Source organism: Burkholderia sp. APQ4-4ca, assembly GCF_057837105.1.
This window is the reverse complement of sequence record NZ_JBYQCG010000077.1, coordinates 1-18,866: the sequence shown is the minus strand read 5'-3', so window position 1 is coordinate 18,866 and position 18,866 is coordinate 1. Positions and strand designations below refer to the sequence as shown.

The 18,866-nt window shown below is 65.0% G+C and carries 20 protein-coding genes; 13 read left to right on the top strand and 7 right to left on the bottom strand.

The genetic code is table 11. The features are described 5' to 3' along the window. Positions 1–119: 119 nt before the first annotated feature. The 9 genes from AC3IFE_RS09565 (at position 120) to AC3IFE_RS09525 (ending at position 7,394) form a co-directional block, all read left to right on the top strand. Complete coding sequence (locus AC3IFE_RS09565) at positions 120–1,028, top strand: DMT family transporter (protein ID WP_489190368.1); 909 nt, start codon at positions 120–122, stop codon at positions 1,026–1,028. A 112-nt stretch (positions 1,029–1,140) separates the two neighbouring features. After that, the gene (locus AC3IFE_RS09560) at positions 1,141–1,725 is read left to right on the top strand and encodes a TIGR00645 family protein (RefSeq protein WP_012492727.1); all 585 of its coding nucleotides are present in this window, start codon (positions 1,141–1,143) and stop codon (positions 1,723–1,725) included. A 43-nt stretch (positions 1,726–1,768) separates the two neighbouring features. After that, positions 1,769–3,292: a fumarate hydratase gene (locus AC3IFE_RS09555; protein ID WP_489190367.1), complete on the top strand. Its 1,524-nt coding sequence runs from the start codon at positions 1,769–1,771 to the stop codon at positions 3,290–3,292. 193 nt (positions 3,293–3,485) lie between these two features. Next, complete coding sequence (gene bfr / locus AC3IFE_RS09550) at positions 3,486–3,962, top strand: bacterioferritin (protein WP_011352652.1); 477 nt, start codon at positions 3,486–3,488, stop codon at positions 3,960–3,962. Positions 3,963–3,997: 35 nt separating this feature from the next. Further along, a complete protein-coding gene (murI, locus tag AC3IFE_RS09545) occupies positions 3,998–4,855 on the top strand; it encodes a glutamate racemase (RefSeq protein ID WP_489190366.1) in 858 nt (285 codons plus the stop codon). Between the two features lie 147 nt (positions 4,856–5,002). Beyond that, a complete protein-coding gene (locus AC3IFE_RS09540; RefSeq protein ID WP_006482749.1) occupies positions 5,003–5,239 on the top strand; it encodes a (2Fe-2S)-binding protein in 237 nt (78 codons plus the stop codon). Positions 5,240–5,457: 218 nt separating this feature from the next. After that, on the top strand, positions 5,458–6,189 hold the full coding sequence (locus AC3IFE_RS09535; protein WP_489190365.1) for an energy transducer TonB: 732 nt from the start codon (positions 5,458–5,460) through the stop codon (positions 6,187–6,189). Between the two features lie 28 nt (positions 6,190–6,217). Next, entirely contained in the window at positions 6,218–6,952 is a 735-nt protein-coding gene (locus AC3IFE_RS09530; protein ID WP_089467869.1) for a MotA/TolQ/ExbB proton channel family protein, read from the top strand. A gap of 13 nt (positions 6,953–6,965) precedes the next feature. After that, complete coding sequence (locus AC3IFE_RS09525; RefSeq protein WP_006478310.1) at positions 6,966–7,394, top strand: ExbD/TolR family protein; 429 nt, start codon at positions 6,966–6,968, stop codon at positions 7,392–7,394. A 398-nt stretch (positions 7,395–7,792) separates the two neighbouring features. Here the strand turns inward: AC3IFE_RS09525 and AC3IFE_RS09520 are convergent, their stop codons facing one another. Continuing rightward, the gene (locus AC3IFE_RS09520) at positions 7,793–8,767 is read right to left on the bottom strand and encodes a LysR substrate-binding domain-containing protein (protein WP_089467871.1); all 975 of its coding nucleotides are present in this window, start codon (positions 8,765–8,767) and stop codon (positions 7,793–7,795) included. A 121-nt stretch (positions 8,768–8,888) separates the two neighbouring features. On the opposite strand from AC3IFE_RS09520, the gene AC3IFE_RS09515 reads away from it, so the two are divergent. The 3 genes from AC3IFE_RS09515 (at position 8,889) to hemP (ending at position 10,725) form a co-directional block, all read left to right on the top strand. After that, complete coding sequence (locus tag AC3IFE_RS09515) at positions 8,889–9,761, top strand: pirin family protein (protein WP_489190364.1); 873 nt, start codon at positions 8,889–8,891, stop codon at positions 9,759–9,761. Between the two features lie 96 nt (positions 9,762–9,857). Next, the gene (locus tag AC3IFE_RS09510; RefSeq protein ID WP_089467873.1) at positions 9,858–10,340 is read left to right on the top strand and encodes an SRPBCC family protein; all 483 of its coding nucleotides are present in this window, start codon (positions 9,858–9,860) and stop codon (positions 10,338–10,340) included. 139 nt (positions 10,341–10,479) lie between these two features. After that, positions 10,480–10,725 (top strand): hemin uptake protein HemP, encoded by a 246-nt coding sequence (hemP, locus tag AC3IFE_RS09505; protein WP_034207822.1) that lies wholly within the window; start codon positions 10,480–10,482, stop codon positions 10,723–10,725. A 276-nt stretch (positions 10,726–11,001) separates the two neighbouring features. Here the strand turns inward: hemP and AC3IFE_RS09500 are convergent, their stop codons facing one another. The 5 genes from AC3IFE_RS09500 to uvrB form a co-directional block, all read right to left on the bottom strand. Further along, positions 11,002–12,399 carry a 4Fe-4S binding protein gene (locus AC3IFE_RS09500; RefSeq protein ID WP_301740375.1) on the bottom strand — a complete coding sequence of 466 codons (1,398 nt, stop codon included), beginning with the start codon at positions 12,397–12,399 and terminating at the stop codon, positions 11,002–11,004. Then, complete coding sequence (locus AC3IFE_RS09495) at positions 12,396–13,238, bottom strand: FTR1 family iron permease (RefSeq protein ID WP_059504039.1); 843 nt, start codon at positions 13,236–13,238, stop codon at positions 12,396–12,398. Before AC3IFE_RS09495 ends, AC3IFE_RS09500 begins: the two co-directional genes overlap by 4 nt. A 58-nt stretch (positions 13,239–13,296) precedes the next feature. Then, on the bottom strand, positions 13,297–13,629 hold the full coding sequence (locus tag AC3IFE_RS09490; protein WP_027810193.1) for a cupredoxin domain-containing protein: 333 nt from the start codon (positions 13,627–13,629) through the stop codon (positions 13,297–13,299). Positions 13,630–13,684: 55 nt separating this feature from the next. Then, positions 13,685–14,236: an iron transporter gene (locus AC3IFE_RS09485; protein ID WP_006483880.1), complete on the bottom strand. Its 552-nt coding sequence runs from the start codon at positions 14,234–14,236 to the stop codon at positions 13,685–13,687. A 225-nt stretch (positions 14,237–14,461) separates the two neighbouring features. Continuing rightward, positions 14,462–16,552, bottom strand: coding sequence for an excinuclease ABC subunit UvrB (gene uvrB / locus AC3IFE_RS09480; protein ID WP_050018183.1), 2,091 nt, complete (start codon positions 16,550–16,552; stop codon positions 14,462–14,464). 259 nt (positions 16,553–16,811) lie between these two features. Here uvrB and AC3IFE_RS09475 point away from each other — a divergent pair, with 259 nt between their 5' ends. After that, complete coding sequence (locus AC3IFE_RS09475) at positions 16,812–18,011, top strand: amino acid aminotransferase (RefSeq protein WP_089467875.1); 1,200 nt, start codon at positions 16,812–16,814, stop codon at positions 18,009–18,011. 117 nt (positions 18,012–18,128) lie between these two features. On the opposite strand, the gene AC3IFE_RS09470 is transcribed toward AC3IFE_RS09475, so the two are convergent. Next, a partial coding sequence (locus AC3IFE_RS09470) for a 3-hydroxybutyrate dehydrogenase (protein ID WP_489190363.1) occupies positions 18,129–18,866 on the bottom strand: 738 nt, incomplete at its 5' end.

Below are 18,866 nucleotides of genomic sequence, written 5' to 3'. Positions count from 1 at the left end.
ACCCGTCACTTACGCGGCATGGCCGTTTCGCGGGTCGGGCGCGCCGCACCGAGGTCGGCTTTACGCTGTTACGACCGCGACCCTACAATCCTAACTGACCTCGCCTTCCGGATTCCAGCTTGAATCGCTACGCCCTCTTCCTCATCCTGTCGATGCTGTTCGTCGGCAGCAACGTCGGTATCGGTAAATCCATCGTTGCATTCGTCCCGGTCGCCATCCTCGCCACGCTGCGCTTCGTGATCGCGATCGCCGTGCTGTGGCCGCTGTTCCGTCCCGTGAAGATGCGCGCGGTCAAGCGCGGCGAATGGCTGAACCTGTTCCTGCAGGCGTTCTTCGGCACCTTCATGTTCACGCTGCTGATGCTCAACGGCGTGCAGCGCACGAGCGCGGTGGCCGCGGGCGTCATCACGAGCACGATCCCCGCGATCGTCGCGCTGTTCGCATGGTTGATCCTGCGTGAAAAACCGAACGGCCGTGCGCTCGTGTCGATCGCGCTCGCGATCGTCGGGGTCGTGACGATCAACCTCGCCAACGGCAGCGCGGCCGGTCACGGCACGCAGGGCGACGCGTCCGGCTCGCTGATCGGCAACCTGCTGATCCTCGGCGCGGTGTGCTGCGAATCGATCTACGTGATCCTGTCGCGCCGGCTCACGCAAACGCTCGCCCCGATCGACATCTGCGCGTATACCCACCTGTTCGGGCTGTTCCTGATGCTGCCGCTCGGCGCGACGGCGCTGTGGCACTTCGATTACGCGAGCATGCCCGCCGGCACCTGGGCGCTCGTCGTCTGGTACGGGCTGTCGGCCAGCATCTTCTCGTTCTGGTTGTGGATGAAGGGCATCCGGCACGTGCCGGGCAGTCTCGCCGGCGTGTTCAGCGCGGTGCTGCCGATCGCCGCGGCCGCGTACGGCATCGCGTTCCTCGGCGAGCGCCCGACGCTCGCGCACGGCATCGCGCTCGCGTGCGTCGTCGCCGGCATCGTGCTCGCGAGCCTGCGCGGAAAACGCGTGCCGGCGGCCGCTTCCTGATCCGTCCCCGGCCGTGGCGGCGCGTCGCTGCAGCGGCGCCGGCCGACGCGTTACAATAGCGCGCCTTTTCAAGATTACCCCCGATACCTGCGCACCGCGCCCGTACCCCGACATGTCCGCCCCGCATTCGCCCGGCCATCCCGGCCGCCGCCCGCTTCGCCCCCTTCCCGCGCTGATTTTCATGAGCCGCTGGCTCCAGGTGCCGCTTTATCTCGGCCTGATCGTCGCGCAAGCCGTCTACGTGTTCCTGTTCCTGAAGGAAGTCTGGCACCTGCTGTCGCATGCGACGGGCCTCGACGAAATCAGCGTGATGCTCGCCGTGCTCGGCCTGATCGACGTGGTGATGATCTCGAACCTGCTGATCATGGTGATCGTCGGCGGATATGAAACGTTCGTGTCGCGGCTCGGCATCGAGGGCCATCCCGACGAGCCCGAATGGCTCGACCACGTGAACGCGGGCGTGCTGAAGGTCAAGCTGTCGATGGCGCTGATCAGCATTTCGTCGATCCACCTGCTGAAGACCTTCATCAACCCCGACCAGCACACGACGCACGCGATCATGTGGCAGGTGATCATCCACGTGTCGTTCCTCGTGTCGGCGCTCGTGATGGCGTGGGTCGATCGCCTGACGACGCACACGCACCCGGCCCATTTCCACGAGGCGCATGCGCCCGCGGCGTCCCGACCGGCGGCCTGACCCGTCGGCAAACCATTCCCACTGTCCCCACAGAGTCTCAGCCATGACCGTCATCAAACAGGAAGACCTGATCCAGAGCATCGCGGATTCGCTGCAGTACATCAGCTACTACCATCCGCTCGACTACATCCAGGCCCTCGGCCGCGCGTACGAGCTGGAAGAGAGTCCGGCGGCGAAGGACGCGATCGCGCAGATCCTCACGAACAGCCGCATGTGCGCGGAAGGTAAGCGCCCGATCTGCCAGGACACCGGCATCGTGACGATCTTCGTGAAGGTCGGCATGGACGTGCGCTGGGACGGCGCGACGATGGGCGTCACCGACATGATCAACGAAGGCGTGCGCCGCGGTTACACGCACCCGGACAACGTGCTGCGCGCGTCGATCGTCAACCCGCCGGAAGGCGCCCGCAAGAACACGAAGGACAACACGCCGGCCGTGATCCACTACGAGATCGTGCCGGGCGACAAGGTCGACGTGCAGGTCGCGGCGAAGGGCGGCGGCTCGGAAAACAAGTCGAAGTTCGTGATGCTGAACCCGTCCGACTCGATCGTCGACTGGGTGCTGAAGACGGTCCCGACGATGGGCGCCGGCTGGTGCCCGCCGGGCATGCTCGGGATCGGCATCGGCGGCACCGCCGAGAAGGCGATGCTGATGGCGAAGGAATCGCTGATGGAGCCGATCGACATCCAGGAAATCATCACGCGCGGCCCGAAGGACTGGGTCGAGGAACTGCGCGTGGAATTGCACGAGAAGGTCAACGCGCTCGGCATCGGCGCACAGGGCCTCGGCGGCCTCGCGACCGTGCTCGACGTGAAGATCATGGCGGCGCCGACGCACGCGGCCTCGAAGCCGGTCGCGCTGATCCCGAACTGCGCCGCCACGCGCCACGCGCATTTCGTGCTCGACGGATCGGGCCCGGCCAAGCTTGAAGCGCCGTCGCTCGACGCCTGGCCGAAGGTGCACTGGGAACCGAACACGGAAACCAGCAAGCGCGTCGACCTGAACACGCTGACCCCGGAAGAAGTCGCGAGCTGGACGCCGGGCCAGACGCTGCTGCTGTCGGGCAAGATGCTGACCGGCCGCGACGCCGCGCACAAGCGCATCGCCGACATGCTCGCGAAGGGCGAGAAGCTGCCGGTCGACTTCACGAACCGCGTGATCTACTACGTCGGCCCGGTCGATCCGGTGCGCGACGAAGTGGTCGGCCCGGCCGGCCCGACGACCGCCACGCGCATGGACAAGTTCACCGAGACGATGCTCGCGCAAACCGGCCTGATCTCGATGGTCGGCAAGGCCGAGCGCGGCCCGGTCGCGATCGACGCGATCAAGAAGCACAAGGCGGCCTACCTGATGGCGGTCGGCGGTGCGGCCTACCTCGTGTCGAAGGCGATCCGCGGCGCGAAGGTGCTCGCGTTCGAAGACCTCGGCATGGAAGCGATCTACGAGTTCGACGTGCAGGACATGCCGGTGACGGTGGCCGTCGATTCGTCGGGTACGTCGGTGCATCAGACGGGTCCGAAGGAATGGCAGGCGAAGATCGGCAAGATCCCGGTCGCCACCGCTTAAGCGCGATCGAACGAAAGGCCGGACGCACGTCCGGCCTTTTTACTTCTCATTCTCATTATCGTGTTCGGCCGGTCGTTCAAGGCTGATTCTCATTACACGCAAAAAGCAGGCCCGACAAGGCTTCGAGGCTTGGCTTTTCTCGTTCGAGCGATTATCGTTCGGTTTCTGAAGCCCCACTGAACAAGGAACAGCCATGCAAGGCGACAAGAAAGTCATCGAATATCTGAACGCCCAACTGAAGAATGAACTCACGGCGATCAACCAGTACTTCCTGCATGCGCGCATGTACAAGCACTGGGGCCTCGAGAAGCTCGGCAAGCACGAATACGACGAGTCGATCGGCGAAATGAAGCACGCCGACTGGCTGATCGAGCGCGTGTTCATGCTCGACGGGCTGCCGAACCTGCAGGACCTGCACAAGCTGCTCGTCGGCGAGGAAACCGAAGAGATCCTGAAGTGCGACCTGAAGCTCGAGCAGATCTCGCAATCCACCTGCAAGGAAGCGATCGCCTACTGCGAATCGGTTCGCGACTACGTGTCGCGCGAGATCTTCGAAAAGATCCTCGACGACACCGAAGAGCACATCGACTGGCTCGAAACGCAGATCGACCTGATCGGCAAGGTCGGCCTGCAGAACTATCAGCAAACGATGATGGGTTCGCCCGAGTAATCGCCCCACCCGCCGGCCCGCCGCCCGCCCCGACGATGACGAACCCGTCCGCCGCACCCGCGCCGCGCGCCGCCGCCCCTGTCGGCATCTTCGATTCGGGGCTCGGCGGCCTGTCGGTGCTGCGCGCCGTGCGCGCGCACCTGCCCGACGAATCGTTCGTCTACGTCGCCGACTCGCACCACGCGCCGTATGGCCCGCGCGACGAGGCATTCATCACGGAACGCACGCTGGCGATCGGCGAATGGCTCGCCCGCGAAGGCGCGAAAGCGCTCGTGATCGCATGCAACACGGCAACGGCACGGGCGATCGCGGCCATCCGCGAACGCCTGTCGATTCCGCTCGTCGGCGTCGAGCCAGGCATCAAGCCGGCCGCCGCGCTGTCCACGACCGGCGTCGCGGGCGTCCTCGCGACGCAATCGACGCTGAACAGCCCACGCTTCCAGGCGCTGCTCGATCGCTACGGCGCCGGCCGCCGCTTCATCTGCCAGCCCGGCCACGGGCTCGTCGAAGCGATCGAACGCGGCGACACGAATTCGCCCGCGTTGCGCGCGCTGCTCGAGCGTTACATCCAGCCGATGCTCGACGACGGCGCCGATACGCTGGTACTCGGCTGCACGCACTACCCGTTCTTCACAGACACGATTCGTGACCTTGTTGGCGAGCGCCTGACGATCGTCGACACGAGCGATGCCATCGCCCGCCAGCTCGCGCGGGTGCTCGACGAGCGCGGACTGCGCGCGCCGGCCGGCACGCATGCCGCGCTGCCGCGCTTCTGCTCGACGAGCGACGGCCTGCAACTGCGCGCGCTCGCGTCGACGCTGCTCGGCCTCGATGCGCCGGTCGAATCCGTCACCATTTCCTCGCCGAACGCACGCGCCTGCGCGACCGCCTGACGCGGGCCGGCGGCGCCCGGCCGCCGCCCCTTCGCCCTCCGTCGTTTCAAGGGTCCGATGACCTTAAAAAAAGCCCGCCCCAGGCTTGTCAATCTCCGCAAAATTAATGATAATAATTCGCATTAACGTTAGCTATCGCAACTCATCATGATCGTCTGCGTGTGCAAGTCTGTTTCCGATCGCAAGATTCGCGCGTCCCTCGCCGAGGGGGTGAACTCTTTCGATGAACTCCAGTTCGAGCTCGGCGTGGCCACGTGCTGCGGCAAGTGCGAGGAGTCCGTACGCGACCTCATGGCCGAGCAAGGCGTCTGCGCGAGCCGTTGCGGCGTCGAGCATCATGCGCATCCGATTCCGGTCACGTTCTACGACCGCAAGGCCGCCTGAGCGGCGCCGAGCATGCGCATGCGGCCCAGGCCGCATTTTTTGTCTTGACCGTCAGCAAGCCATCGTCTGCGCGAGCCAACGGCTTACCTGTCAAGGAGCCTGTGATGGAATTGCTGATCGGATTCGTAACCACCGTTTGCATCTCGCTGCTGATCTTCCGCAAGTGATGCCGATTCACCCGCCGCGCCCCGGGTGCGACGTCGTTCTTTCAAGCTAACATGCAGGCTTCGCATCTCGCTCCTGCCGGCGCCATGCCGGCTGCACCACGTATGAATCCCCGAGTGATCGTCGTCGCGGTCGGCGTGCTTGCCGCACACGCGATCATGCTGACGGCCGCATGGCTCCATCGCAACGCGCCGCCGCCGAAATCGGTCGAGGTCCAGACGATCACCGCGCAGCTCATCACGCCTGCGCCGATCGCGCAGCAGGTCGCGGCCGAATCGATCCCCCAGCCCGCACCGCCGAAGCCCATGCCGCGCGTGAAGCCGAAGGTCGAGCCGAAGCCGGTACAGAAAGCGGCGAAGCCGACCCCGCAGCCGGTTGCGCCGTCGCCGGCCCCGTCGCCCACGCCCGCTCCCGCCGCCGATCCGACACCGGCTCCCGCCGCGCCCGCTCCCGCGGCACCGGCCGCCACGCCGGGCCCGGCGCGCGAAACGATGCAGGTCAGCGCACCGAAGAACGTGCCGACGCTCCAATGCAACTTCGTGAAGCCCGACTATCCGTCGATGTCGCGCCGCCGCGGCGAATCGGGCACCGCCTACGTTCACTTCGTCGTCGGCGTGACCGGCAAGATCGAAAGCATCGATCTGCAGAAGAGCAGCGGTTATCCGCGCCTCGACGATGCCGCACTCGACGCGATGCGCGCGACCACCTGCCGCCCGTACGTCGAGAACGGCCAGGCGATCCGCGCCGCCCGCACACAGCCCTACAGCTTCGGGCTCACTGATTAACATCCGGAAGATTCAAAGGAAACAAAAAATGCAAAGCTACGGTATCGCGCACGTCTGGGCGCAAGGTGATTTCGTCACGCGCGCCATTGCGATCACGCTGCTCGTGATGTCGGTCCTGTCGTGGATCGTGATCGTCATGAAGGGCTGGAACGTGATCCGCCTGAACCGCCTCACGAAGAACGCCGAACAGGCATTCTGGCATTCCGACAATTTCGACGACGGCATCAAGAAGCTCGGCCTCGCCGCATCGACGCCGAACGACAACCCGTTCCTCGCGCTCGCGCTGTCGGGCAAGGAAGCCGCCGATCACCACCATCAGACGCAACCGCACCTGCACGACCGCATGGACGTATCGGACTGGGTCACGCGCTGCCTGAAGGACACGATGGACGAAGGCATCTCGCGCATGCAGAGCGGCCTCGCGATCCTCGCATCGGTCGGCAGCACGGCGCCGTTCGTCGGCCTGTTCGGCACGGTCTGGGGCATCTACCACGCGCTGCTCGCGATCGGCGCCACCGGCCAGACGTCGATCGACCAGGTCGCGGGCCCGGTCGGCGAATCGCTGATCATGACGGCTTTCGGCCTGTTCGTCGCGATTCCCGCGGTGCTCGGCTACAACGCGCTGACCCGCGCGAACAAGGGTGTCGTCAGCAAGCTGCGCCGCTTCGCGCACGGCCTGCATGCGTACTTCGTGACGGGCGCGAGCCTCGCGTCGTCGTCGACGCGCGACGGCCTGCGTCTCGCATCGCGCGCCGCCAGCTGAGACGAGGTGAACCATGGCCATGAACACCGGTTTCAGCGACGATGACGACGATGCCGTGATGAGCGAGATCAACATGACGCCGCTCGTCGACGTCATGCTCGTACTCCTGATCATTTTCCTCGTGACGATCCCGGCGATGCAGCATGCGGTGAAGATCGACCTGCCGCACGCCAGCAGCCAGCCCGTCGACGAAAAGCCGCAGACCGTCGACGTCGCGATCCAGGGCGACGGCACGATCCTGTGGGACGACCACACGGTCACGCGCGAACAGCTGCAGGCACGCATCGCGGAAGCCGCGAAGCGTACGCCGCAGCCGGAATTGCATCTGCGCGCGGACCGCAAGGTCGCCTACGAACACGTCGCGGAAGTGATGTCGGATGCGCAGGCAGGCGGCCTGACGAAGCTCGGCTTCGTGACGGAGCCGGGCGCGAAAGCGAAGTAACGCGCGCACGTTCCGTCGTCGGCGGCAGCCAGTAGTCACTGCGTACCTGGCCGGCCGCACCTGGCCGGCCGCACACAAAGTAAAAGGCCTTCATCGCCAGATGAAGGCCTTTTTTCATGCGCACGCGGGCGCCTTCGGGCGGCGGGCTCTTCGGCGGTATCGGTTACGCCTCGAGCAACGCAAATGCGACTCTGCCGTGGTCTGCACGGACTGCGCGTTCTGCCCTATCTGGCTCGCAATATATGCGGCCACCTGATTTCGCTCAGAACTTCCTTCGCGAAATGGGATTTCAATATAGGCCCGCCCGCGCACGCATTCAAGGTTCCGGCGATTGAAACTTGCGATTGCAGGCGACGCTTCAATGACAAAACAAATTTGCGTCGTCGTGCATGCCGTGTTCAGGTGGCCGAAACATCGGCCGCCGCTTCGTTCTTCGCGCGCTCGGGGCAACCCGGCTCCTTGTACGCGCCGTGGTCGAGCTTCTCGACCAGGTAATCGACGAACGCACGGACCGCGGGCGGCATCCCCTGCCGCGACACGAACACCGCATACAGCTGCGGCACCGGCAGCGTCCAGCCCGGCATCACCGGCGACAACTGCCCCGCACGCAACGCGTTGCCGTACATCATTTCCGGCAGCGCCGCGATGCCGAGGCCGTCGAGCACGGCCTCGCGGATCGTCATCAGGTCGGCCGTCACGAGACGCGGATCATGCTCGTGCACGTGGCGCGTTCCGTCCGGCGCGATCAGGTTGAATACGTGCCGGCCGTCGACGCTCGGCGTATCGAGCGTCTCGAAGCCGGTCAGGTCGTCCGGCGCCAGCGGCGGCGCATTCTGGCTCAGCAGGCTCGGCGCGCCGACCAGCATCTGCTCGGTGCGCCACAGCGGCCGCACGACGATGTTCGCGTTCTGCGGCGGCTCCGAGCGCACGCGCAACGCGACGTCGATCGAATCCTCGAACAGGTCGATCACGCGATTCGTCACGCGCACATGCACCTTCACCTCGGGATAACGGCGCAGGAATTCGGGCAGGATGCGCGACAGCATCGTCTGCGACAGCGTCACCGGCACGCTGACGCGCACCGAGCCGCGCGGCGACGCGCGCAACTGCTGCACCGCGTTCATCGCGGCCCGCGCTTCGGCGAGCATCGCCTGGCAATGCTGGTAGAACAGCTCCCCCGCCTCGGTCAGTGCGAGCTTGCGCGTCGAGCGCTGCAGCAGGCGCACGCCGAGCGCCGCCTCGAGCTCGGTCAGGCGCCGCGACAGACGCGATTTCGAGATGCCCAGCACGCGTTCGGCGGCCGAGAAGCCGCCATGTTCGACGACCTGCGAGAAGTACATCAGGTCGTTCAGGTTATGTGCATCGATATTCATCTCATCGTTCCAATTTCAGAACAATCCATTGCGAACCGCCGCCAATCGCCCGGTAAAACGCCCAATATAATAGCGCTATGTTTCGAAAATAACGCTATTCCGATGATTTCGAGGGCTTCCCATGACCACCGCTCGCTCGCTTGATCGCACCTACCCCGCGCTTCGCACCACCGAAGGCGGCGGTTTCGTGGTTCACCGCCCGTTCCCGACGCGGCTGTTGATGGATTTCGATCCGTTCCTGCTGCTCGATGAAATGGGCCCCATCGACTACGCCCCCGGCGAAGCCGTCGGTGCGCCCGACCATCCGCATCGCGGCTTCGAGACCGTGACCTACGCGCTCGACGGGCGCTTCCGCCATCGCGACTCGTCCGGCCATGCCGGCACACTCGGCCCCGGCGACGTGCAGTGGATGACGGCCGGCGCCGGCGTCGTGCACAGCGAGATGCCGGATCCGGCGTTCGCTCAGGCAGGCGGACGCTCCCACGGCTTCCAGCTGTGGGTCAACCTGCCGCGCCGCGACAAGATGATCGCGCCGCGCTACCAGGAAATCGCGGCCGCCCGCATTCCGACCGCGACGTCGCCGGACGGCGGCGCACGCGTGCGCGTCATCGCGGGCGAAGCTTTCGGCGTAAAGGCCGCGATCGAGACACGCACACCGATCCTCTATCAGCACTTCACGCTGGAGCCCGGCGCAACGGTCACGCAGCCCGTGCCGGCCGGTTATCGCGTGTTTGCCTATCCGATCGACGGAACGGGCCTCTATGGGCCCGACAGGCAGGCTGTCGACGCACGGCACATGATCGTCTACGGCGACGATGGCGACACCGTCACGTTCGCTGCCGGCGACACGTCGCTCGACCTGCTGCTGATCGGCGGCGTGCCGCTCAACGAGCCGATCGTCCGTTACGGCCCGTTCGTGATGAATACCGAGGAAGAGATCCGGCAGGCTGTCGTCGACTATCAGACCGGTCGCATGGGTCGCATCGAAGCGTGAATCGGATCGGGCGGCAGGTGCCGCGAAGCCGGTGGTTTTGCGTCACAATAAGTTCTTGAACCATGTGGCCACCCGCCACCAGAAGGAACCCGCCCCTTGAACTTCGAACACCTGATCCAGATCAACTCCGACGAACCGGGCGTGCCGACCCTCACGCGCGACCAGCTCTGGGAAGGCCTCGTACTACGTGCGGAACAGCCGCAACTGTTCGTGATCGGCCTCGACAGCTGCGTCATCCGCGAGCGGACGGACACGACGCTCGAACGCGAACTCCATTACGGTCACGCGACCGTGCGCGACCACGTGACGTTCACGCCGAACCAGCAGGTCCGCTACGACATCCGCGCGGCGGATGGCGAGATCGGCGGTTCGCTGACAATGACGATCGAGGAGCGCGACGACCACGAGCTGTTCCTGCGTTTCGACTACCGCACGACGCTGACGGTCACCGACGACAGCGAAGAAGCGCGACAGACGCACGGGATCGTCAAGGAGGCGTACCGCACGTCGGATATCGACACCGTTCGCCTGATCCGCGAATACGCGCAGGGCCGCAAGGATCCCGATCCGCTGCACTGAATCCGGCGGCGGCCTGCGAGCCGCCGCTTTGATTCAAACTATCAGATCAGACGTTTCGATCGATAAAGAGTCTTTGTAAATGGGAATAGTTATCATTTAGAATTCATTCCATCGTATCGACAGTCACCGATCAAACCGAATGACCGACACCATGCGCCCGACCACGCTGACCCTGCGCCGCACCACCGGCACCGCAGCCAGCAGCCGCCAGAAGACGGCAGCGGTCACCACGCCGGCGAAACCCGCCGGCAACCGCGATGCAGGCACGCGGGTTGTCAACAGCGATGCGCTGCTGCAAGGCCAAAGCCACGTCAGCATCGCGCATAACGGAGAGACTTATCAGTTGCGGGCGACGCGGCTCGGCAAACTGATCCTGACGAAGTAACGACCGAGTATTGTGGGGACCACCTCCCTGAGAGGTGTTGGGCAGTAGCCAGCGTAACGGCTTGCACGCGAGATCTAGACCCCTTCGTGCAAACACACTCAAGCAGCCGTTGCAGCAAGCCAAGCCACTTTTTTGGTTCTCGCACAAGGAAGAAAAAGCGACACGTCGATGGACGTGTCGCTTTTTTGTTTGGGCAACCAATGTGCGAAGCACGCCGCCTGCATATAAGTGGCCGCGCAATGCACGACAGCCGAATGAAGCGGCATGCGCGCCGCTTCAGAACCCCCAGAACATCAGCCACCATGCGCTGTCGACGACGGCCAGCCCGACGGCGAACCACGCGAACGCCGCGAGCCGGCGCGGCCACGCCGCATAGCGCCCCGTGACCTTCCACGCGAGCCACGCACTCCATACGTTGGCGCCGACCAGAATCGCGATGCGCACGTCGGTTGCCCAGCCGAGCGGCACATGCTCGGCACGCAGCAACGACAGCGTCGTGGCCGACAGCCCGAGGAACACGCCCGCGCCGGCGATCGGGATCAGTGCCTGGGCGAGGTGATGCAGGCGCACGCGATCGAAGCGGCCGAGCATCAGCGTGGCGCCGGCCAGCAACACCAGCAGCGCCGTGCCGTACACGAGCCCCGTGCCGACGATGTAGCTGACGACCAGCCCGCCATCGAGCCAGGAGAACACGTCGTTGCGATCCGGATAGTGCGTGAGCAGGAACCACGGCGCATTGGTCTCGAGCGGCCACGTGATGTCGCGGTCGATCAGCCAGCCCGCGAGCCATTGTTTGATCTGCACGAACCACGGGCTCACGGTCCAGTGGAACGCGCCGATCGCCACGCCGAGCAGGCCGTACAGGATCAGCGCGGTGTCCCACGGATTGGCCCGCTCCGCCCCGAGGTTCACGACTTCGTCGGACGGCGAGCGCAATGACAGCGAAATCGCGTCGCGGTGCCCGCTGCAGCGGCCGCACATATGGCAGTCCGCCGCGCCCTTCATGTTGCGCAACGGTACCAGCGGTGCGCAGTTGATCGGAATCACGCGATGACCGTGCTCGCCGTTCTTGTACGAACGGCGCCACGCATCCTCGTCGACCTTGTAGCGCATCGGCGCAAGCCGCGCGAGCAGCCCGAACACGCCGTTGACCGGACACAGATACTTGCACCACACGCGTTTCTCGCGGCCGTACAGCACGCCGATCACGATCGCGCCGACGGTCGAGCCGCCGAGCACGAACAGCACCGCGAGCGGATACTGGTACACGCTCACCATCTGCCCGTAGATCGTCGTGATGCCGAACGCGACGAACGGCCAGCCGCCCCACCGGATCCAGCGCGGGATCGGGCCGCCGCGGCCGAACTTGCTCGCGTATTCGGTAAGTGCCCCTTCGGGGCACAGCACGCCGCACCAGACGCGCCCGAGCATCACCATCGACAGCAGCACGAATGGCCACCAGATGCCCCAGAACGCGAATTGCGCGATGAGCGTGAGGTTGTTCCACAGGTGCGCGGAATCGTCCGGCAGCGGCAACACGGCCGGCACGATGATCAGAAACGCGTAGACGGCGACGACGATCCACTGGATACCGCGGATCAGCGCACCGTGGCGCTGCATCCACTGGCCGGCCTGCGCGAGCCAACCCGGCTTGACGGCGGCGACAACGCTCATGCCGCGCGACCCGCTGCGACGGCCGGACGGCGGCTCGCGCGTTTCATCAGCAGCCAGACGACCGCCCAGTACACCGCATACGCCACCAGATTGGTCAGCGCCGGATGCGCGCGATAGCCGGTCAGCGTCGCGACGAGCGAACCGAAGGTGCCCGAATCATCGAGAATCGCGGACGTGTCCCACACCTGCGAGATGCCGAGCGGCAGGATTTCCTTGTCGATCAGCTTGTCGACGCCGGTCTGGAACAGGCCCGCGCCGAGGAACAGCAGCATGACTTCGGTGACGCGGAAGAAATGCCGCCACGAGAAGTACTTGCCGCCGAGCTGCAGCAGATAGAACGTGAGGAACGCGAGACCGAGACCGATCACGACCGCGAGCATCTGGCTGCCGTCGACGTGGCCCGACTGGCCGAAACCCAGGCCGTACAGGAAGATCACCGTCTCGCTGCCTTCGCGGGCGATCGCGAGCGCGACCAGCACGGCGACGCCCCACCAGTTCGAATCGCGCGTACTTTGCTGCAGCGACTGCTCCATGTCGCGCTTCAGCGTGCGGCCGTGCCGGCGCATCCACAGCACCATCTGCACGATCAGCACGCATGCGATCAGCACCATCGCCGTCTGGAAATAGTCCTGCGCGTCGCCGGACAACACTTCGGTGAACCCGACCAGCGCGGCGCCGAGGCCGACGGCCATCAGCAGACCGGCGCCGACGCCGGCCCAGAGGAAAGGCAGGCCGCGGCGCGCGTCGTCGTCGCCGTTTTTCAGCCATGCATAGAGAATGCCGACGACGAGCAGCGCTTCGACGCTCTCCCGCCAGACGATGAACAAAATCTGACCCATCGATACCTCCTGACGCTCGGGGCAAGGGACTGGCGCGCCCGCGCGCAGATAAAACGCGTTACTTCGCGACGATCACGCCCTGTGCCTGCTGGTGGAAATCGTCGAAAAACTTGTATTCGCCCGGCGACAGCGGGGCGACGACCACGAACGAATCGGCGCCCGGCGCGAGCACCTTCTCCTTGCGCAGTTGCACGCTCTCGAATTCGGCGGCGCCCTTGCCGGTGTTCCTGATCTCGATCTTGAAACGCTGGCCGGCCGGCACTTCGATGCGCGCGGGATTCAGCTTGCCGTCCGTCATCTCGAGCTTGAAGGTCGGCAGATCGGCCGCCTGCGCCGCGCCGGCAAGCCACAGCGCAGCGGCTGCGGCAACGATTTTCTGGGGAATTTTCATTCTGGGTTCTCTACGCCGACGGCGCGCCGAAGCGCGCCGTTCGTGATGCCACCGATCAGTAACCGCCCTTCTTGCCGATACCGGCGAACGGGAAGTCGTATTCGAGCGTGATGGGCTTGAACCACGGGCCCACGCCCGTTTCCTTGTCGACGTGGCGACCGAACGCCATGTGACCGGACTGCATCGGCGGCTTGACGACCATCGTCAGGTGATACTTGCCCGGGCCGGCGAGCTTCACGTTGTCGCCATAGTGCGGGCCGTCGCTCGCGACCATGCCCATCAGGTCGCCTTCGGCCTTCCACTTCGTGTCGCCCTGCTTCGTCAGCTTGTACGTGACCTGCAGGTACGGCATCCAGTCGCCTTCGGCGAAACCGGTCGGGTTGTTCTTGACCGCATGGATGTCGGCCTCGAGGTGGATGTCGGAATCCGACGCCTTGCGCATCATGCCTTCCGGGTCCATCGTGATCGGCTGCAGATACACCGCGCCGATTTCCATGCCGCCCTGGATCTGCTGCTTGCCGATCGGATACTCGGCAGCCGAGGCGGACATCGCGGCCAGCGCCGCCGCTACCGCAACCGTCGTGCGGATGAACGAAGAACCCAACATGGACACTCCTTGTTATTTGTCTGACTATCTTGACGAAACGCGGGCCGCCGCCGGCCGCCCGCTGGAAACACTAACGCGACGAAGAACGTTAATGCGAACTATTCTCAATACATGCGAAGTTTAGCACTGAACCAGTTTCGGAACAAACGGAGAGCGCCGTAAACCCCTGATTCGACAAGGCTTACAGGCGCTTTACCAAAAGGATACGGTGACGTTTGGAAAGATTTACCGGCCGCCGCTGATGTGGTCGCCCACGTTCGCGCCGAACACGCGTTCGCGCAGCACGGCAAGCTGGTCGCGGGTCGCGGCGGCCTTCTCGAATTCGAGGTTCTTCGCGTAATCGGCCATCTGCTTCTCGAGACGCTTGATTTCCTTCGCGAGCTGCTTTTCCGACATGTCCTCGAATTTCGCGCGCTGCTGCGCTTCCTTCAACTCCGCACGCGCGTCGTCGGCGTTGTAGACGCCGTCGATGATGTCCTTGATACGCTTCACGACGCCGCGCGGCGTGATGCCCATCTTTTCGTTGTACGCGATCTGCTTCGCGCGGCGCCGTTCGGTTTCGCCGATCGCGCGCTTCATCGATTCGGTCATGTTGTCGGCATAGAGAATCGCCTTGCCGTTCACGTTGCGCGCGGCGCGGCCGATCGTCTGGATCAGCGAGCGCTCGGCGCGCAGGAAGCCTTCCTTGTCCGCATCGAGAATCGCGACGAGCGACACTTCGGGAATGTCGAGGCCCTCGCGCAGCAGGTTGATCCCGACCAGCACGTCGAACGTGCCGAGCCGCAGATCGCGGATGATCTCGACGCGCTCCACCGTATCGATGTCGCTGTGCAGGTAACGCACCTTGACGCCATGGTCGGCCAGGAACTCGGTCAGCTGTTCTGCCATGCGCTTCGTCAGCGTCGTGATCAGCACGCGCTCGCCGGCCTTCACGCGCGCGTTGATCTCGGTGAGCACGTCGTCCACCTGCGAACTCGCCGGCCGCACTTCGATTTCCGGATCGACGAGGCCCGTGGGTCGCACGACCTGCTCGGCGATCTGCCCCGTCACGCGCTTCTCGTAGTCAGCCGGCGTCGCCGACACGAACACGACCTGGCGCATCTTGCGCTCGAACTCGGGGAACTTCAGCGGCCGGTTGTCGAGCGCGGACGGCAGGCGGAACCCGTAATTGACGAGGTTTTCCTTGCGCGCGCGGTCGCCGTTGTACATGCCGTTCAGCTGGCCGATCAGCACGTGCGATTCGTCGAGCAGCATCAGCGCATCGGGCGGCAGGTAGTCGACGAGCGTCGGCGGCGGATCGCCGGGCGCCGCGCCCGAGAAGTGCCGCGAATAGTTCTCGATGCCCTTGCAGAAGCCGAGCTCCTGCAGCATCTCGAGATCGAAGCGCGTGCGCTGCTCGAGGCGCTGCGCCTCGACGAGCTTGCCTTCGCGATGGAAGAATTCGAGCCGTTCGCGCAGTTCGTCCTTGATCGTCTCGACCGCGCGCATCACGGTGTCGCGCGGCGTCACGTAGTGCGACGATGGGTACACGGTAAAGCGAGGAATCTTCTGCCGCACGCGCCCGGTCAGCGGATCGAACAGGTGCAGCGTCTCGACCTCGTCGTCGAACAATTCGACGCGCACGGCCATTTCCGCGTGTTCGGCCGGGAAGATGTCGATCGTGTCGCCGCGCACGCGGAACGTGCCGCGCTGGAAATCCTGCTCGTTGCGCGTGTATTGCATCGCGATCAATCGCGCGATCACGTCGCGCTGGCCGAGCTTGTCGCCGGTGCGCAGCGTCAGGATCATCTGGTGGTATTCGGACGGATTGCCGATACCGTAGATCGCCGACACCGTCGCGACGATCACCACGTCGCGGCGCTCCATCAGGCTCTTCGTCGCCGACAGCCGCATCTGCTCGATGTGCTCGTTGATCGACGAATCCTTCTCGATGAACAGGTCGCGCTGCGGCACGTAGGCCTCAGGCTGGTAGTAGTCGTAATACGAGACGAAATACTCGACCGCGTTGCGCGGGAAGAACTCGCGGAACTCCGCGTAAAGCTGCGCCGCGAGCGTCTTGTTCGGCGCGAACACGATCGCCGGGCGGCCGAGCCGCGCGATCGTGTTGGCCATCGTGAAGGTCTTGCCCGAGCCGGTTACGCCGAGCAGCGTCTGGAAGGCAAGGCCGTCGCCGACGCCTTCGACGAGCGTGTCGATCGCGGTCGGCTGGTCGCCCGCGGGCGGATAGGGCTGGTAAAGCTGGAACGGCGACCCTTCGAAAGTGACGAATTTGGATTCGTCGAGCGCGTCGCCGACTTCGGCATGATGTTCGGACATGGAATGCGGCCGGAGCAAGGGCAAAGAAAGCATTCTAGCGCTTCGCGGCCGCGCGAACTGCTGTCGGCTCCTGACGCGCGACGGCCGCCCGAAATCGCGATTCGCCGCCCTCATCGCGACGGAATCACCGCCCCCGTCAGCACGAATTCGCTACAATGTCAGGCTGCTGCGCTTTCCGGCGTCGCGCCGCAGGCGCGGTCCACCGCGCCCGCCCCGCCGGTTGAAAGCCTGACCCTCTTTTCACTACTGCCGAATCATCATGTCGCTCTTCTCCGCTGTCCAGCTTGCTCCCCGCGACCCGATCCTGGGCCTGAACGAAGCCTTCAACGCCGATGCGCGTCCGACCAAGGTCAACCTCGGCGTCGGCGTGTACACGAACGAAGACGGCAAGATTCCGCTGCTGCGCGCGGTGCGCGACGCGGAGAAGGCGCGTGTCGAGGCCGGCCTGCCGCGCGGCTACCTGCCGATCGACGGGATCGCCGCCTACGATGCGGCCGTGCAGAAGCTGCTGCTCGGCAACGACTCGCCGCTGATCGCGGCAGGCCGCGTGGTCACGGCCCAGGCGCTGGGCGGCACGGGCGCGCTGAAGATCGGCGCCGATTTTCTGCGCACCTTGAACCCGAACGCGAAGGTCGCGATCAGCGATCCGAGCTGGGAAAACCACCGCGCGCTGTTCGAAGCGGCCGGCTTCGAGGTCGTCGCGTACCCGTACTACGACGCAGCCACCCACGGCGTGAACTTCGAAGGCATGCTGTCGGCGCTGAACGGCTACGCGGCCGGCACGGTCGTCGTGCTGCACGCGTGCTGCCACAACCCGACCGGCGTGGACCTGACCGAAGCGCAATGGCAACAGGTCGTTGAAGTCGTGAAGGCGCGCAACCTCGTGCCGTTCCTCGACATGGCCTATCAGGGCTTCGGCGAGAACATCGAAGCCGATGCCGCTGCCGTGCGCCTGTTTGCCGCGGCCGACCTGAACGCGTTCGTGTCGTCGTCGTTCTCGAAGTCGTTCTCGCTGTACGGCGAGCGCGTCGGCGCGCTGTCGATCATCACGTCGAGCAAGGAAGAAGCCACGCGCGTGCTGTCGCAACTGAAGCGCGTGATCCGCACGAACTACTCGAACCCGCCAACCCACGGCGGCGCGGTGGTCGCGGCGGTGCTCGCGTCGCCGGAACTGCATGCTTCGTGGGTGCAGGAACTCGGCGAAATGCGCGATCGCATCCGTGCGATGCGCAATGGTCTCGTCGAGCGCCTGAAGGCAAGCGGCGTCGATCGCGATTTCAGCTTCATCAACGCGCAGCGCGGGATGTTCTCGTATTCGGGCCTGACCTCGGCACAAGTCGATCGCCTGCGCGACGAGTTCGGCATCTATGCGGTCGGCACGGGCCGGATCTGCGTCGCCGCGCTGAACACACGCAACCTCGACGCGGTCGCCAACGCGGTCGCAGCGGTCCTGAAGTAAAGCTGCACCGGGCGGCGCCTGTCACCGGCCCCGCCCTGCCGACATGAAAAACGCGCTCCATGGAGCGCGTTTTTTGTGCCGTCCAGCGCGAAGGGGGCTACACCGCCCGTACCCGCGTTACTGCATGAACCAGCCGTGGCTGACGACCACCGACTGGCCGGTGAGCGCGGCGCTCGGGAACGCCGACAGGAACAGCACCGTCTGCGCGACGTCCTGCACCGTCGTGAACACGCCGTCGACCGTGTTGCCCAGCATCACCTTCTTGATCACGTCCTCTTCGCTGATGCCGAGCTCCTTCGCCTGCTCCGGAATCTGCTTGTCGACCAGCGGCGTGCGCACGAAGCCCGGACACACGACGTGGGAGCGCACGTTGTGCTTCGCGCCTTCCTTCGCCAGCACGCGCGCGAGACCCAGCAACCCATGCTTGGCCGTCACGTACGCCGACTTCAGCGGCGACGCCTCGTGCGAGTGCACCGAACCCATGTAGATCACGACGCCGCCGCGATCGTCCTTGTACATGTGCTTGAGCGCGGCCTTCGTCGTCAGGAACGCGCCGTCGACGTGGATCGCCTGCATCTTCTTCCAGTCGGCGAACGAGTAGTTCTCGATCGGATTGACGATCTGGATGCCGGCGTTCGACACGAGGATGTCGACCGAGCCGAACGCTTCGGCCACCTTGTCGATGCCGCTGTTCACGGCATCTTCATTGGTCACGTCCATCGCGACGCCGATCGCCTTGCCGCCTGCCTTGACGATCTCGTCGGCGACCGCGTTCGCGCCGTCCTGGTTCAGGTCGGCGATCGCGACGGCCGCGCCGGCCTTGGCCAGCTCCAGCGCGATTTCCTTGCCGATGCC

What these genes read in the sequence shown, in the direction of transcription:
- AC3IFE_RS09560 (WP_012492727.1), top strand. Translation starts at nt 1,141, where the DNA reads ATGTCCGCCCCGCATTCGCCCGGCCATCCCGGCCGCCGCCCGCTTCGC.
- AC3IFE_RS09555 (WP_489190367.1), top strand. Translation starts at nt 1,769, where the DNA reads ATGACCGTCATCAAACAGGAAGACCTGATCCAGAGCATCGCGGATTCG.
- bfr (WP_011352652.1), top strand. Translation starts at nt 3,486, where the DNA reads ATGCAAGGCGACAAGAAAGTCATCGAATATCTGAACGCCCAACTGAAG.
- murI (WP_489190366.1), top strand. Translation starts at nt 3,998, where the DNA reads ATGACGAACCCGTCCGCCGCACCCGCGCCGCGCGCCGCCGCCCCTGTC.
- AC3IFE_RS09540 (WP_006482749.1), top strand. Translation starts at nt 5,003, where the DNA reads ATGATCGTCTGCGTGTGCAAGTCTGTTTCCGATCGCAAGATTCGCGCG.
- AC3IFE_RS09535 (WP_489190365.1), top strand. Translation starts at nt 5,458, where the DNA reads ATGCAGGCTTCGCATCTCGCTCCTGCCGGCGCCATGCCGGCTGCACCA.
- AC3IFE_RS09530 (WP_089467869.1), top strand. Translation starts at nt 6,218, where the DNA reads ATGCAAAGCTACGGTATCGCGCACGTCTGGGCGCAAGGTGATTTCGTC.
- AC3IFE_RS09525 (WP_006478310.1), top strand. Translation starts at nt 6,966, where the DNA reads ATGGCCATGAACACCGGTTTCAGCGACGATGACGACGATGCCGTGATG.
- AC3IFE_RS09520 (WP_089467871.1), bottom strand. Translation starts at nt 8,767, where the DNA reads ATGAATATCGATGCACATAACCTGAACGACCTGATGTACTTCTCGCAG.
- AC3IFE_RS09515 (WP_489190364.1), top strand. Translation starts at nt 8,889, where the DNA reads ATGACCACCGCTCGCTCGCTTGATCGCACCTACCCCGCGCTTCGCACC.
- hemP (WP_034207822.1), top strand. Translation starts at nt 10,480, where the DNA reads ATGACCGACACCATGCGCCCGACCACGCTGACCCTGCGCCGCACCACC.
- AC3IFE_RS09500 (WP_301740375.1), bottom strand. Translation starts at nt 12,399, where the DNA reads ATGAGCGTTGTCGCCGCCGTCAAGCCGGGTTGGCTCGCGCAGGCCGGC.
- AC3IFE_RS09495 (WP_059504039.1), bottom strand. Translation starts at nt 13,238, where the DNA reads ATGGGTCAGATTTTGTTCATCGTCTGGCGGGAGAGCGTCGAAGCGCTG.
- AC3IFE_RS09490 (WP_027810193.1), bottom strand. Translation starts at nt 13,629, where the DNA reads ATGAAAATTCCCCAGAAAATCGTTGCCGCAGCCGCTGCGCTGTGGCTT.
- AC3IFE_RS09485 (WP_006483880.1), bottom strand. Translation starts at nt 14,236, where the DNA reads ATGTTGGGTTCTTCGTTCATCCGCACGACGGTTGCGGTAGCGGCGGCG.
- uvrB (WP_050018183.1), bottom strand. Translation starts at nt 16,552, where the DNA reads ATGTCCGAACATCATGCCGAAGTCGGCGACGCGCTCGACGAATCCAAA.
- AC3IFE_RS09475 (WP_089467875.1), top strand. Translation starts at nt 16,812, where the DNA reads ATGTCGCTCTTCTCCGCTGTCCAGCTTGCTCCCCGCGACCCGATCCTG.